We start from the raw sequence: 15,132 nt of genomic DNA on the forward strand, positions 1-15,132 counted from the left end.
TCAAAGATATTTTCATTTTATTCAAATTGATCGTAACCACAGTTAGAGAAAAGAAGAGTGAAAAGCAAGATTGGGCAGGAAAATTCTGATTTGAAAATTATAAGAGGATCGTTTACATCTCAAAGTGAGCGCCAACTCATTTCTCAGTGGCTTGATGCTCGATTTTATCATTCTCTTGGGATCACCGTATTTCTTGATCGGACACAAGTGATTGATGTACAGTGGCAATTGTTAAGATTATATGATTCAAATGAGGCAAAAGCCCTGTTGGGTATTGCTTTGGTCTTGGCTGGCCGCGCTTGCTTTTGGTTGCCAGAGGAGAGCTCCTCGGCTGGATTACTTTGTTCAGAGATGCTTAAACTTCAGCCCTGTCGTGTTGTTACCACACTCTTTGGAAGGGATATCTTGCGCTCTATGATGGGACATCCAATGAGCTTATTGCGGGAGTATGATCAATGGGTCATGGTCTGTACACGTCTTTTCCCACAGGCGAGTGGCCGTTTAGCCATTACATCAGACATTCCTCGCCTTATTGAATATCAGCATCTATATAATCATGAACGCTCGGTTGATGAGATAGCTGATTGGGAGGCACTCATTCAGCAAGCTAAGATTGCTGTTCATGAAGTTGATGGTCAAATTGTCTCGATCGTGCGATTCGGGCTTGAAACTCATCGTCTGGTTAGTATAGGTGGAACTTACACTTTTCCTGCATACCGCCGGCAAGGTTATGCTGAGCGTGTATTAGGGTTTGCAGTCAATCAAATCGTTGAGAGTGGGCGTACGGCATACCTCGTTGTCGATACAGATAACATCCCTGCAATAGAACTTTATCGCCAAATGGGCTTTGAGTGTGTAGGCCCATCTTATGTTGGCTATTTGGCGTATTCATAAAGAACTAAACATTTTGATCCAACATTGCAGGCATCAAGATTTCTTTGACGCAGCTTGCCTTACTGGTTGAAATAATAAAATGGATCGCCTGAATCACATCAGCTAGAGGGATGAGCGAATACTTGGTTTGTTCTAAAACGTCTTGAGTCGGTTTATCAATCCCATATTCACTGGCCAGATAGCCCAAGTTCAGTACACTTACCCCAATCAAGTGCTCACGTAGGATTTCTCGAAGGGATTGAGCAATACCCCTTAGAGCAAACTTAGTTGCCGAGAAAACAAGTTCTTTGCCGTTATGATTATCAACACCCCACGTTGAGCCGATTAGAATGATTTTGGCGTTGTTGGAGAGCTTGAGATTTCCGATTAATGATTGAATTGATTGGATACAGGTGGTGATATTGATATGAATGATTTGGTTAATTTCAGTAGCGGAGACTTTTTCAAAATTATAATTTTCACTAAATGCCAGTTGTTCCCAGATACCGACATTGTAAATCAGCACATCAATTCTTTGCTGTCCAATTACTGTTTTTACATCGTTTACAGCCTGCTCTGGTTTGGAAAGATCAGCCCGAATCCAGTTTATGTTGGGAGTTTCTTGTGGTGGCGTGCGAGATACACCATAGATGGTATCTGTTAGCCGTGGTACAGCTTGAACAATGGCTTTGCCTAGACCTTTACTGACACCATATATGAGAAATGTTTTATTCAATTTATTCATCTATCTACCTGTATTTTTTAGGTTAGAAGATAAGTATAGAAGCTCAACTGCGCTTGAGGTCAAGAATTAAGTTGGCTATAAAGAAAAATATGTAAAAGTTTGCTGTTAGGTTTATCTAACTTTATTGTTGGAAATAATGGTTAAAAAATAAACGTGCTATAGGGGGGCTAAAAGCCATTCCAGTACATTGAATTCTGGAACGGCTTACTATCAGACATTAAATATCGAGCGTTACTCCAGCTTAAGTGCCTCCAATGAAATTTCTGCTGGTAAATTTCCTTTACTCTTTAGTTCAGTCAATATTTTCAAAGCTTCCTTTTTATTTTTAACAAATCCATTGTTACCATGTAAATAATTAATAGCCAACATGAATTTAGCCAAGTCATTTTCATGGGCAGATGCCTGTATTAATAAATTATTCGCCTTCTTAATATTTTTTTCTATACAAATACCATCTCTATACAAAAGAGATAAGTTATATAGGGCATGCTTATTTTGACCTTGGGCAGCCACTTTAAACATTTCTAATGCAGAGCAATAATTTATAGATGTATGTATCCCATAGAAGTAGAAGAAGCCTAAAGTGTTTTGGGCATCCGTACTTCCTTTTTTAGAAGCTTTAATATAGTGATTAATAACAGCTTTATTCAACTTCGATTGTTTGATATTTTCTTGATTTAAAAAGTAAAGTTGTGTAATTGAATTAACATCATCAATACTTAATCTAATATTAGATAAAGGGATTGGATCATTTAATTTAACAAGTAAAGCTTGGTCCCATTTTTCTCTTTTTTCCCAAGGGAAATTTACTTCATAGAAGTTGATAAAGGTATTTCCAATTCCTAAAGGGCCAAGTAATAATGAAACAAATGCGTAAGAATATATCAGTTTTTTAAAGCTCATGAAATTTGATGAAATTAAATTTCTGTCAATATTGTTCATTATTGCTAATGACATAAATATTATAGATAAATTGAATAAAAATAGTGCAATCCATCTAATATAATCAAAAGCTATTAATGTTAGAGCCAGAGGAGATGCTGAAAAAAATAAAATGAGAAGAAAGGTTTTTTTATCTGTACTTTTCTTAATAAACAAAAGGATAGGAGAGCAAAATAGAAATGTAAAAAATATTTTTAAATATGCTTTGGTTTCAAAGAAGGTTTGATAGTTTGTTACGAAATTTTCTTTTAAAGTCAGTAAAGATGTGCTGACAGCATAAGATTGAAAATGCTCGTAATACATAAAGGTTTTAATAATAGAGTTAACTTGAAAAGAAGACATCTTGCCATAGATAACGACTGCTACTAAGAGGAGAGTAGACTCTATCCCAATTAGGAAAATGTGGCTTATTTTTCTATATTTCTGATAATATATAAATGCTAAAGTTGGAACGAAAAATATTAGCATTGCTTCATGCGTCAATGCCATTACTGGCAATGATAATAATATAAATGCCAGAACGATAGAGTTTCTAGCGTTTTTTAGTATGAGTAAAATAGAAGTTAGTAGTATAATTTGACCAACATGATCAAAACGAGATAATTCTCTTACCCATTGAGAGGCTAAAAAAGATAAACTAAAAATACATACTGAAAAAATTATAATATCTTTATTATCTAGTTTTAAATTTTTGAGGAAAATATATGTGATTCTAGCAAAAAGGTAAAATAATGAAATTAACAAAAGAATTGATACTAGACGAACATGTCTATAGGTTGGGTCAATTCCTAGAATACTTAACATCTCGCCTGGTAGGGCTCTTCTTACAAAACCATAGTCATAGCTAAATACCCATTGTGAGTATAAATAGTCATGCAATCTTATTGTAAAGTCAAAAGAATATATATTGCTATGAATAAATAAAATGACAATAAGGGTTAATAAAGAATATAAAATAAATTTAATATGTTCTTTATTACTTTTAATGAACATGTTCATAAATGCGCTACTAAAAATTAAATGTTAAATAACTATTAGTTAACTAATACGGGGAGGGTGGTCAAAAATTAGACTGGCAACTAAATTAACATTTATAAGCTATATAGTCCCGAGTTAATATTTGGTTTATAGCATGCTAGCTAAATATGCAACCAGACAACCGACCAGTACACCCGCTAAGATCTCAATCTTGGTGTGTCCCATGCGTTCTCTTAATTGCTGGTACTCAGGCGTATTTTTAGCTAGTTGATTAATCGCTACCGCATGTTTACCTACAGCACGTCTTAAACTATTTGCATCTAATAGCACAATAAATGAGAGGGTAATCGCAACGCCAAAAGCAGGCGTATCAATCCCTTCCTTAAAGGCAATAAGTGCAGCCATACTGCTTACAATGGCACTATGATTACTTGGTAATCCACCATAGCCAATTAATCCAAAAGCCAATTTCTTGGCTTTAATTGAATTAATAAGAAACTTTAGACAGCCAGCAACTAACCAAGCTAAAAATGGAGTAATAAGGTAAATATAATACGTCACAAAACAATCCAAAATAAAATTAAGCTGGCAATAATGTCCAGATACAACATGAAACCCATAACACAACGGTTAATAATATTTGCCAGTCTTGAGCGATCACATCAGTTGGAGATTCCCCGCCTTTTAATGTTTCAACAATAAACCAGTAACGGAATAAGCCGAACATGACAAATGGGATGGTGATAATGAGTTGTGGCTGTACTTCCATCGTATATAAGCTATAAAAAACAATGGCTGTAACAGCAGAAATTCCGGCAAAGCGGTCAATCAGGCTTACTGAATAGTGTTCAAGTACTCCACGTCCTTGCGAGCCACTTTGTATTAGTTCCTGACGACGTTTAATTGAAGCGAGATACAGTGAAATACTTAATGTCGTAATAAACATCCAGTGAGAAACTGGCACGGCAAGAGCTACAGCGCCTGCATACACTCGTAATACAAAACCAAAGGCGACAATAAAAATTTCAATCACTGGTTCATGCTTCAGTTTAAAGGTATACGCCCAATTCAGCAGTAAATATACCACGATCACGTATATGACTTTGGGTGCAACTAACCAAGCGAACCCTAAAGCAATATAAATCAACGTTAATAAAATAATTGCACTTTGCGGGCTTACTTGACCTGAAGCTAAAGGTCGTTTCAATGACTTCTCAGGATGTGCCCGATCTTTTTCTATATCTTTTAAGTCATTTACAATGTAGACCGCTGAGGCTGCTAGACAAAATAAAAATGCCGCAAATAATACGGAATAAATAGATCCTAAATTTAGGAATTCGCCTGCAAAGATCAGAGGTGCGAAAACAAAGCTATTCTTAAGCCATTGTTTAGGTCTTATTAGTTTTATCAGTCCTGGGATTTCCGCTAGAAAAGACCGATTTTCTGCTATATCATACATTTTTTTTTCAGCGCTATTAAATATAAATGATGGACTCGATTAAGCTCGCGCTGCTTTATACAGCATTTGCTATGGTTGCTACGTTTTGCAATATTATAGCACAAGATATTTCCAGTTATATTTATGTTGGAAATTTTTATATTTTTATTTCAATTTTTGTTGGCACAGGTGTCGGTTTAATTGTTAAGTATATCTTAGATAAAAAGTATATTTTTAAATATAAAACACAGAATACCAAACATGATGGAAAGGTTTTTCTGCTGTATACCATTATGGGTATTTTTACTACGATTATTTTCTGGGGTTTTGAGTTTGGCTTTCATGCAGCCTTTGGAACCAAAGAGATGCGTTACGTGGGTGGAATAATCGGTCTAATGATTGGCTATATTTGCAAATATTATTTAGATAAACATTTCGTGTTTCGTAAAGTTGAGGCATAAATGAAAACAATACAGGCCTGGGGTAGGCTTTCTGACGCTGAACATCACGTTATTCCTTTAATAACACCTTCACAAGCATCCAAACAATTAAAAAATGGTACGTTTCCAGGTATCGCTCATGGTATGGGGCGTAGTTATGGTGATGTAGCATTAAACGGTAATGGTCTTTTATGGCTGACCACCGCCATGAATCATTTGATTTCTTTTGATTTAAATACTGGAATTTTGCACTGCGAAGCAGGTGCTACCTTACAAGATATTCACAGAACACTTATCCCACAAGGCTGGATGTTACCTGTAACCCCAGGCACGCAGATGATTACTGTTGGTGGGGCTATTGCAAATGATGTACATGGCAAAAACCACCATGCTTTTGGCTCTTTTGGTGACCACCTTCTACAGATTAAGCTGATGCGGACTGATGGTGAAATTATTGAGTGTTCAAAGACTGAAAGGGCTGATTGGTTCTATGCAACTGTAGGTGGAATTGGCCTAACAGGTATAATTTTAGAAGCAAAAATACAATTACGTCCGGTTCAAAGTTCGTGGATTGATTCAGAAACTATTCCTTATCACAATCTAGATGAGTTTTTTGCACTATCTGATTCATCTGAGCCTGATTGGGAATATACGGTATCCTGGATTGACTGTATGAATGGTGCTAATGCTAAGGGACTTTTTTCACGGGGTAATCTCGCTGGTCAATCGGCTCAAGTAGAACCTAAAATAAAAGATAAAACATTTCCGATTACTCCGCCGATTTCATTGGTCAATAAACTCAGTTTACCTGTCTTTAATTTTGCCTACTTTCACGGGAACTCACTAAAAAGCCAAGCTCAAAAAGTACATTACGAGCCATTCTTTTATCCATTAGATGCCATGCATGAATGGAACAAAATGTATGGACCGAAAGGTTTTTATCAATATCAAAGTGTGGTGCCGAAAGAGATTGGAAAAGAAGTCACTCAAGACATGTTAAACACCATTAAAAAATCAGGTGAAGGCTCATTTTTAGCAGTATTAAAAACATTTGGCGATCGTGAGTCAGGTGGATTACTGAGTTTTCCAAAATCGGGTGTTACGTTGGCGTTGGATTTCCCAAATCGTGGTGAAAAAACGTTAAAACTGTTAAATGAGTTGGATCATATTGTGCAACAAGCACAAGGTCGTCTTTATTTAGCCAAAGATGCTCGTATGCCAAGATCACTATTTGAAGCGGGCTATCCACGCTTTACTGAATTTTTAAAATATCGGGACCCAGGCATCAGCTCGGAAATGTCTCGTCGTCTATTAGGGGGCTAAATGTCAAATCAACCAAAAATCTTAATTGTAGGTGGAACCTCAGCTATTGCTGAACACTGCGCTAGACTCTGGCTTAAGCAGCAGCCTTGTGAAGTTATTCTGTTAGGTCGAGATCAAGACAAATTACAGCGTGTTGCGAATGATCTTAAAGTCCGTACCCCGCAGGCCAATATCCAACTACAGACTATTGATTTTTTAAATGCTGCGGCAATTCAAGATTGTATTGATACCATCACTCAACAGGGAAAAATTGATATTGCCCTGATTGCGCATGGCAATTTACCTGACCAAGATCAATGTCAAAATGATCTAGTTGAATGTCAGCAGGCAATTGAAGTAAATGCGCTGTCACCTGTGTTATTTACTGAAGCTATTGCTAAACATATGATTGAACACAATCATGGAAAATTGGCAGTGATTGGTTCAGTAGCGGGTGACCGTGGTCGTAAATCGAATTATGTATACGGCGCATCAAAAGCATTACTTGATAAATATCTACAAGGATTACAACATCGCTTAGCGTTAACAGGTTCTCAAGTCACAGCGACTTTAATCAAGCCTGGTCCGACAGCGACCCCTATGACGGCTGGAATATCTGGTAAAGGCAAGCTTGCGTCACCAGAACAAGTTGCGAATGATATTGTGCAAGGAATTGATAAAGGCAAATTAACCATTTACACACCAGGTAAATGGGCAATCATTATGATGATTATTCGAAATTTACCGTTCTTTTTATTTAAGAAAATGGATATATAAGTAATATTTATCAACCAAAAAGCCCAGTCGTATACTGGGCTTTTTGGTTGAAATTTACCTAAAATCTTTATGGGGCTTCAATTTTTTCTGTCCAATTACATTTTTATATTGCTTATAGCCTACTTTGGTTTGGATAGATCAGCACAAATCTGGTTTAAGTTCTAAATTTGTTGTGGTTGGGTGCGAGATACCCCATAGATGGTATCTGTTGGCTTTATTTGATACAGCTTGAACAATGGTTTTCCTAGACCTTTACTGGCACCATATGTGAGAAATGTTTTATTCAAGTTATTCATCTATAAATCCGTGTTTTTATATAAAATACAACTGTAAAAGCTCCAGTTGGCTTGAGGTCAAGAGTTATTGGAATATTAGGATGGTACTATTGATAGTATGAGAAATTTGGTGGATTATCAGAAGGTAATTTGAAAAAGATATAATCAGCTAGGTTCTTATGACTGAAGATGAATTATTAGAAAGAGCATTGAATTATAGCGCGACGATTCATCAGCCCCATGCGATAAAATCTTATCAGGCTGCGAAAAATATTTTTACTGTTTTGGGAGATAGCGCTATCTGGGCGCAAACTGATAAATTAATTTTTCAAAGTGAAATATATAATTTGCGCTCGTTTACTCAAGATAGCCATGATACAGAATTTTCATTACCTCGTATCCAAAGCATATTGAATAGAAGTATTTATCCTGTTGCGTATTCAGCGTTATTTCAATGGTATCGCAATTATGGATTTACAAATATTTTTGATCATTATATAAAATCAGCTGCCTCAAATAATGAATATTTATCTCATAATGTAACAATATTATTATCTTTTCAGGCTTTGCTGCCTAAATTGAGTGCAAAACAGATATATCCTTTTTTAGATCGTTTTACAGAATTTTTAACCTCCACTTTTGGTAATACAGGCAAACAATTCCTATCTGAATCTTTTGATCAAAATATAACTTTTCAAAGTTTACTTAACGAATGTATACATCAACCTAGTTTCTTCGGACATAATTTAATTACGCTTACTTGGTTGATGCGGTGTGAAAATCAGATTCCACCTGAATTAATGCAAAAGTTTAAATTTAATCTACATATACAGGCTACGACACCATTAGAAGATCCAGAGGATGAATTGGATGCAGATATTTATAGCCAAAGCTTGGAGGGCGATACAACACAGTTTATGTTGACTTTAGATAATTTAATATTTGGGACCTGTAAAAATTTACATCAGGTGACACTGGCAGATGCTTTACTTTATTTACAGCAGCAATTTCCTATATACACCCCAAAGTTGAACCGTATTGCGGATTATCAAATAAGGTTATTAAAACGATCATATTGAGTATTTTATTCCCCACACTTCTTACACTCCAACATCATCCCTAATTTTTCATTCCGTCCTTGTTTGGTTAACACCCAAGGGCGATTCTGCCACGGCGGATCATGACGCACATGCTGACCATGCCCACAGGCGAGATCGGCAACGTAATGTCCTTGCTCATCGAGATGAAAACTGACAATCGCTTGCTGCATTTAATTTTCCAGACTCTCGAGTTTAGATTGTTCCAAACCCTTTAAAAAACGATGGCATAAGTTATGAATCGCCACTAGATCATTCGGGTCCATTCCCAACGAACAGGCAAGCTTAAAGGGAATGAGGGTAATTTCATCTTTTGCAGTCAGTGCTTTTTCTAGCAAGATTACTTTTTTCATCCGCTCATCTTCTTTGACTGCAACACGCTTTAAAAACTGCTTTTCTTCGAGTTTTTTAATAATCGGTGTCAGCGTTCCAGAATCAAAAAAAGTTTTTTGTCCAATCTCAGACAGCATCACATTGTCCTGCTCATACAAAGCCAGCAACACAATAAATTGCGGATAGGTCAGATCATGTTCCTGAAGCAAAGGGCGATATTGGCGAATCATCGCATTGGTCGCGGAATACATGGCAAAACACACTTGGTTATCCAAAAATGAAACTTCAGCCATGCTGGTTTTTCCTCGACGCAGTTGTTGAACATTCAGTATAAATTGGATTACTCAAAAAGTATATTGTGCATAATAAACTTGTGTGCAAGATAATTGTGTGCAATATTAAATAAACAAGCTGAATTGTTAAGCAAACTATTTTGAGTACATCCACCAGTGGACATAAGAGAGAACATCTATGAGCAAGATTTATGATTTTCAGGCTGAACTGTTAGAAGGCGAACAAAAGAACTTCGCCGATTACCAAGGAAAAGTGTTATTGGTGGTGAATACTGCCAGTCAGTGTGGTCTAACACCACAATTTGAAGGTTTGGAAAAGTTATATCAGGACTATCAGCAGCAAGGGTTGGTGATTCTTGGTTTTCCATGCAATCAATTTGCCAACCAAGATCCATCGAGCAATGAAGAAATCGGCAGCTTCTGTCAGCGCAATTATGGCGTATCGTTCCCGATGTTTGCCAAGGTTGATGTAAATGGTCCAACCGCACATCCTTTATATCAATATCTCACTTCTGAAGCCAAAGGTCTGTTAGGCAGCAGCATTAAATGGAACTTCACTAAATTCCTGATTAATCAAAAAGGGGAAGTGGTCAAGCGTTATGCTCCAATCACCAAACCTGAAAAAATTGCCAAAGATATTCAAAAGCTTTTGGGATAAATAGGTTAGAAAATGAGGAAGATGGAAGTGACTGGTCTGCCACGTATGCACTGGTGATTTCCTCATCCGAAACAAATTAAATCATAAAGCTGAATATTTTTAATATGTTGTAATTAATTGAACAAAATAGATTTTTTAATCTTTAAGATTTATACAACTTGTTTCACGATTGACCGCAAACTTCGTTATACTTTTTGCCAAGATTAAAAATACGAGCGTCAGATTATGCGTGTACTGGTAGTGATGGACCCGATTGAAACTGTGAATCTTAAAAAAGATTCAACCATGGCGATGTTATGGGCGGCCAGCCGTCGCGGACATGAATTGGGTTATGCATTACAACACGATTTATATATCGACCAAGGTAAAGCCTTTGGCCTGATCTCGCCACTGAAAGTATTTGAAGATTATAACCATTATTATGAGTTGGGCGAAAAACGCAAAGAATCGTTGGCGGATTACGATGTAATTTTGATGCGTAAAGACCCACCATTTGATATGAATTTTGTCTATACCACTTATATTTTGGAACAGGCCGAGCGTGAAGGGGCGTGGATTATCAATAAACCACAATCGCTACGTGACTGTAATGAAAAGCTGTTCGCGACTCAATTCCCAGAGCTACAAGTGCCAACTTTGGTGACCTCACAACAAAGCTTGATCCGTGAATTTATCAAAGAACATGGTGATGTGATTGTAAAGCCATTAGATGGTATGGGCGGCATGGGTATTTTCCGTTTATATCAAGATGGCGTGAACATTGGTTCGACTTTGGAAATGCTCACGGAAATGGGTACGCGTCCAATCATGGCACAACGTTATATTCCTGAAATTGTGGAAGGTGACAAACGCATCTTGCTGGTTAATGGTGAACCGATTCCATATTGCTTAGCGCGTATTCCACAAAATGGTGAAGTACGTGGCAACTTGGCAGCAGGTGGTCTTGGTCAAGCCCGTCCACTGACTGAAAATGATAAATTGATTGCGGCAAAAGTGGGTCCATTCCTGCGTGAAAAAGGTCTGGTCTTTGTCGGTTTGGATGTGATTGGTAATTATGTGACTGAAATTAACGTCACCAGTCCAACCTGCATCCGTGAGATTGATGCGCAATTTGGTACCTCGATTGCCGATGATCTTTTCAATGTTTTGGAAGCGGGTCGTAAAAACTAAGAAGTTTTATTTTTGACCGAATTGCCCGTTTGTATTGAATGAAAATTTGCATGCAAATGGGCTTTTGTATATGGGCAGAACCTTGTTTTTAACAAAGAATCGAAAAAAGCACAGCTTTCTGTTGTAAACAGGTGAAATTCGCTTTTCGTGAATGAAACTTTAGGATTAAAATAACGCTCGAAAACAATAGACGATAACCTTCTTTTTTGAGTTGAAGAATTAGACCGTGACCAATTCCCCGCAGAACAAACCCAAACATGTCATGATGATGGCCGCAGGTACTGGTGGGCATGTGTTTCCCGCGCTTGCTGTTGCCAAGCAGCTGCAACAGGAAGGCTGCCAAGTTTCTTGGTTAGCGACGCCTACGGGAATGGAAAATCGGTTATTGAAAGATCAAAATATCCCGATTTATCAAATTGATATTCAAGGTGTGCGTGGTAATGGTTTAGTCCGTAAACTCAGTGCGCCGTTTAAAATTTTAAAAGCAACTTTAAGCGCAATGCGCTATATGAAACAGCTCAAGATTGATGCTGTAGCCGGTTTTGGCGGCTATGTTGCAGGCCCAGGTGGCTTGGCTGCACGTTTGCTGGGGATTCCTGTGTTGATTCATGAGCAAAATGCGATTGCAGGTTTTACCAACACTCAATTGGCACGTATTGCCAAGACCGTGTGTCAGGCTTTTCCAAATACATTTGCAAACAGTGATAAAGTCGTGACCACAGGTAATCCTGTGCGTGCAGAAATCACTGCGATTTTAAATCCGTCTTGGCGCTATCAAACTCGTGAACAGGAACATTTGCCAATCAATCTTCTGATCGTCGGTGGTTCACTTGGTGCACAGGCATTGAATGAACGCTTGCCTGAAGCTTTGAAAAAGGTCACTGTGCCGTTGAAAGTGTTCCATCAGTGTGGTCAAAACAAGCAAGATGCCACGCGTGCGCTGTATCAAGGTGCACCTGCCAGTTTGGACATTCAAGTGGAACCCTTTATTCACGATATGGCAAAAGCCTACAGTGAAGCTGATTTGATTATTTGCCGTGCTGGTGCACTCACAGTGACCGAAGTGGCAACCGCAGGTTTGGCGGCGATTTTTGTGCCTTTACCAATTGCGGTGGATGATCACCAAACGGCAAATGCGAAATTCTTGGCCAATGCTGGCGCAGCCAAGATTTGCCAGCAAGCAGACATGACACCTGCTGTTTTAGATGAGTTATTAGCGACCTTATTAAATCGTCAGCTACTGTCTGAAATGGCTGTAAAAGCACGTCAACAAGCACAACCGAATGCAACTCAGCATGTGGTTGATCTGATTAAAAAATTGTAATTCGAGTTTATTTATGTCTCCTACAAATCCAAACCAAGCCAAAAAGCTGATTAAAGTGCCAGAAATGCGCCGTATTAAAAATATCCACTTTGTTGGTATTGGTGGTGCGGGGATGTGTGGTATTGCCGAAGTATTGAGTAACCAAGGTTATAAAATTTCAGGTTCAGACATTAAAGCGTCGAAAACCACGGCTCAACTCGAAGCGAATGGTATTAAAGTATTTATTGGCCATTCGGCTGACAATATTAAAAACGCCAATGTATTGGTGGTATCGACTGCAATTGATCCTGAAAACCCAGAAATTAAAGCAGCCATCGAACAACGTACGCCAATCGTGCGTCGTGCGGAAATGCTCGGTGAGTTGATGCGCTACCGTCATGGTATCGCGGTTGCGGGAACGCATGGTAAAACTACCACCACCAGTTTGTTGACCACCATGTTGGCAGAAGAAAATCTCGACCCGACCTATGTGATTGGTGGTTTGCTGAATAGCACTGGTGTGAATGCAGCATTGGGTGAAAGCCGTTTTATCGTGGCAGAAGCGGATGAATCTGATGCTTCTTTCTTATATTTACAGCCGATGGCTGCGATCGTGACTAATATCGATGCGGATCACATGGATACTTATGAAGGTAGCTTTGATAAGTTAAAAGATACTTTTATTCAGTTCTTACATAACTTGCCATTCTATGGTTTGGCTGTGGTCTGTGGCGATGACGCCAATATCCGTGAGATTCTGCCACGCGTCGGTCGTCCAGTGTTGACCTATGGTTTTGATGAAGATAATGACATCCGTGCGGTAGACGTAGTACAAGAAGGTATGCAGTCACATTTTACCGTATTGCGTAAAGATCGTGAGCCATTACGTGTCACCATCAATCAACCAGGTTTGCATAATGTCTTGAATGCACTTGCTGCGATTGGCGTGGCAACTGATGAAGGTGTTTCTGATGGTGCGATTTGCCGTGCTTTAGAAGGCTTTAGTGGTGTGGGTCGTCGTTTCCAAGTTCAAGGTGAGTACGAAGTTGGTGAAGGCTTGGTGAAATTGGTGGATGACTATGGTCACCATCCGAAAGAAGTTGAAGCCACCATTAAAGCGGCACGTGCCAGCCATCCAGACCGTCGTTTAGTGATGTTGTTCCAGCCGCACCGTTTTAGCCGTACCCGTGATTGTTTTGATGACTTTGTCGATGTGTTGTCGCAAGTAGATCAGTTGTTATTACTGGAAGTTTATCCAGCAGGTGAAAAGCCGATTGTAGGTGCTGATAGTCGTGCTTTAGCGCGTAGTATTCGCCTGCGTGGTGAGGTTGAACCGATTTTGGTTGATCCTGTGGACGGCAATTTACCGAACGTTTTACAAAAAGTGTTACAAGCAAATGACCTGTTATTAACACAAGGCGCGGGTAACGTTGGTGCAATTTCGGTAGAATTGGCTCAGCATCGCTTGTATGCCAAATCCCCCTAACTCCCTTTGTTAAAGGGGGAACCCCTCCCTTTGAAAAGGGAGGCGGGGAGGGATTTAATAGAATATATGAAGTTTTTTAAGGATATAAACGTGTCAAATGCTGCAAAATTCGGCAAAGTTGCTGTGTTGTTTGGTGGGAAGTCGGCTGAACGTGCTGTGTCATTGGACAGCGGTCAGGCTGTTTTAGAGGCGTTATTGCGTTCGGGCGTACAGGCAGAAGCATTTGACCCACAAGATCGTAGTGTGACTGAACTGGTTGGCTATGATCGTGCTTTTATCGTATTACACGGTCGTGGCGGTGAAGACGGTCAGATCCAAGGTGTATTGGAGTGGTTAAACCTTCCTTATACCGGTACGGGTGTACAAGGTTCTGCAATTGGTATGGACAAAGTAAAAACCAAGCAAATTTGGCAGGGTAGTGATTTACCAACCGCACCTTACCGTATTATTAGCAAAGACACAGACCTTGATTCAGTGATTGCTGAATTGGGCTTGCCAGTGATTATCAAACCTGTACATGAAGGCTCAAGTGTCGGCATGAGCAAGGTTGAAAAAGCAGAAGATTTTGCTGCAGCAATTGAAAAAGCCACTCAGCATGATGCGGTAGTAATGGCAGAAAAATGGATCACAGGTCGTGAATTCACGATTTCATTCTTAAATGGTCAACCGTTACCCGTGATTCGTTTGCAGCCACCAGCAGACGTTGCCTTCTATGACTATGAAGCAAAATATCAACGTAATGATGTGGAATATGGTATTCCTTGTGGTCTAAGTGAATCGGAAGAGAAAAGCTTGCAAGCACTGTGTTTACGCGCATTTCAGGCTGTGGGTGCAGAAGGCTGGGGTCGTATCGATGCGATGCAAGATGAGCAAGGGACTTTCTGGTTACTGGAAGTGAATACTGTTCCTGGAATGACTAGCCACTCTTTGGTGCCAAAAGCAGCACAAGCTGTTGGCTATAGTTTTGATCAGCTTTGTGTTGCTATTTTAGAGCAAACCTTAGCAAAGTCGGCTTAACGATC

16 protein-coding genes and 1 pseudogene are annotated in these 15,132 nt (G+C 38.9%); 10 read left to right on the forward strand and 7 right to left on the reverse strand.

Going from position 1 to position 15,132, the window contains the following annotated elements:
- Window positions 1-57: 57 nt before the first annotated feature.
- Window positions 58-894, forward strand: a complete 837-nt coding sequence (locus F3J02_RS07960; RefSeq protein ID WP_167248496.1) for a GNAT family N-acetyltransferase — start codon at window positions 58-60, stop codon at window positions 892-894.
- Window positions 895-898: 4 nt separating this feature from the next.
- Here F3J02_RS07960 and F3J02_RS07965 read toward each other — a convergent pair whose 3' ends face one another.
- The 4 genes from F3J02_RS07965 to F3J02_RS07980 form a co-directional block, all read right to left on the reverse strand.
- Complete coding sequence (locus F3J02_RS07965; protein WP_167248497.1) at window positions 899-1,618, reverse strand: SDR family NAD(P)-dependent oxidoreductase; 720 nt, start codon at window positions 1,616-1,618, stop codon at window positions 899-901.
- Between the two features lie 231 nt (window positions 1,619-1,849).
- A complete protein-coding gene (locus F3J02_RS07970; protein WP_167248498.1) occupies window positions 1,850-3,559 on the reverse strand; it encodes a tetratricopeptide repeat protein in 1,710 nt (569 codons plus the stop codon).
- A 126-nt stretch (window positions 3,560-3,685) separates the two neighbouring features.
- Window positions 3,686-4,099 (reverse strand): divergent PAP2 family protein, encoded by a 414-nt coding sequence (locus F3J02_RS07975; RefSeq protein WP_167248499.1) that lies wholly within the window; start codon window positions 4,097-4,099, stop codon window positions 3,686-3,688.
- Between the two features lie 19 nt (window positions 4,100-4,118).
- Window positions 4,119-4,997 carry a decaprenyl-phosphate phosphoribosyltransferase gene (locus F3J02_RS07980; protein ID WP_167248500.1) on the reverse strand — a complete coding sequence of 293 codons (879 nt, stop codon included), beginning with the start codon at window positions 4,995-4,997 and terminating at the stop codon, window positions 4,119-4,121.
- 26 nt (window positions 4,998-5,023) lie between these two features.
- Here F3J02_RS07980 and F3J02_RS07985 point away from each other — a divergent pair, with 26 nt between their 5' ends.
- From F3J02_RS07985 to F3J02_RS07995, 3 genes are read left to right on the forward strand one after another with little or no spacing between them, the layout of a single operon-like run.
- Window positions 5,024-5,437, forward strand: coding sequence for a GtrA family protein (locus F3J02_RS07985; RefSeq protein WP_167248501.1), 414 nt, complete (start codon window positions 5,024-5,026; stop codon window positions 5,435-5,437).
- Window positions 5,438-6,739 (forward strand): FAD-binding oxidoreductase, encoded by a 1,302-nt coding sequence (locus tag F3J02_RS07990; RefSeq protein WP_167248502.1) that lies wholly within the window; start codon window positions 5,438-5,440, stop codon window positions 6,737-6,739. It begins immediately after the preceding gene.
- Window positions 6,740-7,495, forward strand: coding sequence for an SDR family NAD(P)-dependent oxidoreductase (locus tag F3J02_RS07995; RefSeq protein ID WP_167248503.1), 756 nt, complete (start codon window positions 6,740-6,742; stop codon window positions 7,493-7,495). It begins immediately after the preceding gene.
- A gap of 78 nt (window positions 7,496-7,573) precedes the next feature.
- Here the strand turns inward: F3J02_RS07995 and F3J02_RS18670 are convergent.
- Window positions 7,574-7,791, reverse strand: a pseudogene (locus tag F3J02_RS18670) (short-chain dehydrogenase); the annotation flags it as partial.
- A 158-nt stretch (window positions 7,792-7,949) separates the two neighbouring features.
- On the opposite strand from F3J02_RS18670, the gene F3J02_RS08000 reads away from it, so the two are divergent.
- The gene (locus F3J02_RS08000) at window positions 7,950-8,849 is read left to right on the forward strand and encodes a hypothetical protein (protein ID WP_167248504.1); all 900 of its coding nucleotides are present in this window, start codon (window positions 7,950-7,952) and stop codon (window positions 8,847-8,849) included.
- Between the two features lie 5 nt (window positions 8,850-8,854).
- Here the strand turns inward: F3J02_RS08000 and F3J02_RS08005 are convergent, their stop codons facing one another.
- Together F3J02_RS08005 and F3J02_RS08010 are read right to left on the reverse strand one after the other, a co-directional pair.
- Window positions 8,855-9,040, reverse strand: coding sequence for a DUF3565 domain-containing protein (locus F3J02_RS08005; RefSeq protein ID WP_167248505.1), 186 nt, complete (start codon window positions 9,038-9,040; stop codon window positions 8,855-8,857).
- Entirely contained in the window at window positions 9,041-9,493 is a 453-nt protein-coding gene (locus tag F3J02_RS08010; RefSeq protein ID WP_167248506.1) for a MarR family winged helix-turn-helix transcriptional regulator, read from the reverse strand. It lies immediately after the preceding gene.
- Window positions 9,494-9,671: 178 nt separating this feature from the next.
- On the opposite strand from F3J02_RS08010, the gene F3J02_RS08015 reads away from it, so the two are divergent.
- From F3J02_RS08015 to F3J02_RS08035, 5 genes are all read left to right on the forward strand, one after another.
- Window positions 9,672-10,151, forward strand: a complete 480-nt coding sequence (locus tag F3J02_RS08015) for a glutathione peroxidase (RefSeq protein ID WP_167248507.1) — start codon at window positions 9,672-9,674, stop codon at window positions 10,149-10,151.
- A 225-nt stretch (window positions 10,152-10,376) separates the two neighbouring features.
- Window positions 10,377-11,321, forward strand: coding sequence for a glutathione synthase (gshB, locus tag F3J02_RS08020; protein WP_167248508.1), 945 nt, complete (start codon window positions 10,377-10,379; stop codon window positions 11,319-11,321).
- Window positions 11,322-11,547: 226 nt separating this feature from the next.
- Window positions 11,548-12,645 (forward strand): undecaprenyldiphospho-muramoylpentapeptide beta-N-acetylglucosaminyltransferase, encoded by a 1,098-nt coding sequence (gene murG / locus F3J02_RS08025; RefSeq protein ID WP_167248509.1) that lies wholly within the window; start codon window positions 11,548-11,550, stop codon window positions 12,643-12,645.
- Window positions 12,646-12,658: 13 nt separating this feature from the next.
- Window positions 12,659-14,110, forward strand: coding sequence for a UDP-N-acetylmuramate--L-alanine ligase (gene murC / locus F3J02_RS08030; RefSeq protein ID WP_167248510.1), 1,452 nt, complete (start codon window positions 12,659-12,661; stop codon window positions 14,108-14,110).
- Between the two features lie 90 nt (window positions 14,111-14,200).
- Complete coding sequence (locus tag F3J02_RS08035; RefSeq protein WP_167248511.1) at window positions 14,201-15,127, forward strand: D-alanine--D-alanine ligase; 927 nt, start codon at window positions 14,201-14,203, stop codon at window positions 15,125-15,127.
- The last annotated feature ends 5 nt before the right edge of the window (window positions 15,128-15,132 follow it).

Source organism: Acinetobacter sp. Tr-809, from assembly GCF_011753255.1.
GTDB lineage: Bacteria > Pseudomonadota > Gammaproteobacteria > Pseudomonadales > Moraxellaceae > Acinetobacter.